1 protein-coding gene is annotated in these 1593 nt (G+C 76.2%); it reads left to right on the forward strand.

Going from position 1 to position 1593, the window contains the following annotated elements; translation table 11 throughout:
- Window positions 1–24 precede the first annotated feature (24 nt).
- The coding region (locus tag CCN29_RS33490) for a P-loop NTPase family protein (RefSeq protein ID WP_086686249.1) at window positions 25–1593 on the forward strand (1569 nt) is incomplete at its 3' end.

The following is a 1593-nucleotide window of genomic DNA, read 5'->3' on the forward strand; positions in this document are numbered from 1 at the left end:
CGTACGCACCCTCTGGAGACAGCAGTGGCCCGGCGTCCCCTTCCCCGCATCCTCAGCAACGGCAGCGCCCAGCTCGCCCGGAGCCGGGAGCTGGCCAGGACGGCGGCCGACAGCGCCACGGACGTCCTCCACCCGCTGATCACCATCACGCGCGGGCTGCGCCGGCTGGCCTCGGCCGGACGGCGCAGGTGGGTCGACACCCCCAAGGAGCGGCGCGGGGCGGTGCTCCTCGCGGTGGCGGCGGTGCTGATGGGCGTGGTGCTCGCGCCGTACGGCCCGCTGCTCGCCGCCGTCGCCCTGATGGCGGCGGCGGCCTGGCACGGCCGGGACCGCACGCCCGCGGCCCCCGCCGGACCCGCCCCCGGCCAGCTCCAGCGCCTGACGTCGCTGTACGAGGCCCTGGTGCCGTACTTCTCGGCGAGCGACGACCCCGAGCCGCTGTACGCCCGCGGCGGCGACTGGGAGAAGGTCTTCTCCGAGTACGAGTTCGACGGCGACGGCCGTCTCGCGCACCTGGTGATCTCCTACCCGGCCTACTTCACGGACGCCGAGCCCGAGTCCCGGGCGCGGATCGAGCAGCTGCTCGGCGCCAAGTGCGGGCGCGGCCGGGAGTACCACTTCGGCTGGGACGAGGAGGCCAACCAGCTCACCGTCCGCGTCCTCGCCCCGCTTCCCACCGACATCGCCGCGCAGCCCTTCGTCACGGCCCCCGGCGAGACGGTGCTCGGCTTCACCGACCCCACGCGCGTGCGGCGGACGCTGCCGCTCACCCACGGCGCGCACGGCGAGGAGTGGGCCGACGTCCCGCCCGTCGTGTGGCGCACCGGCGTCCGCTCCACCGAGCCGCATCTGCTCGCGGTCGGCCAGCCGGGCAGCGGCACCTCGACGCTGCTGCGCTCCATCGCCCTCCAGGCGCTGCACCACGGCGACGTGGTGATCGTGGACGGGGGCGGGACCGGCGAGTACGCCTGTCTCACCGGCCGGGACGGGGTGCTCGCCGTCGAGTGCGCCCTGTCGGGCGCGGTGACCAGTCTGGAGTGGGCCGCCGCCGAGACCGAGCGTCGGCTGGCCGCGGCCGGCAAGGCGCACCAGGCGGGCGACCCGCCGCCCGAGGACACCAGGCGTCCCCTGTGGCTGCTCCTCGACCGGCCGAGCGTCTTCACCCACCTGGCGGCGGCGGACGGCGGCACCGATCCGCAGTCCCTCCTCCAGGCCCCGCTGCGGCACGGGCGCGCGGCGAACGTCACCGTGGTGGTCGCGGAACAGTTCGACGGCATCGACGCCCTGGCCGCGCCGGTACGGCAGCACACCCGCGCGCGCGTCGTGCTCGGCCCCGCCACGGCCGGGCAGCTGGAGAGCGTGCTGGGGGCGCCGCCGCACACCACGCCGGTCGACCAGATGCCACCCGGACGCGGCTACGCCCGGCTGGGTACGGGTCCTGTCCACCGCCTCCAGGTCCCGGCGACCCCGGACCCCTACGACGACGCGACCAGCGAGGCGCATCGGCAGGCGGTGCTGGACCTTCTGCCGCCGCGTACGACGCCGGTGGACGAGGAGGCGCCGGTGGGGGCGGATTCCGCGCCTGCGGAGGAG

Source organism: Streptomyces pseudogriseolus (assembly GCA_002154585.1).
GTDB classification, from domain to species: Bacteria; Actinomycetota; Actinomycetes; order Streptomycetales; family Streptomycetaceae; genus Streptomyces; species Streptomyces pseudogriseolus.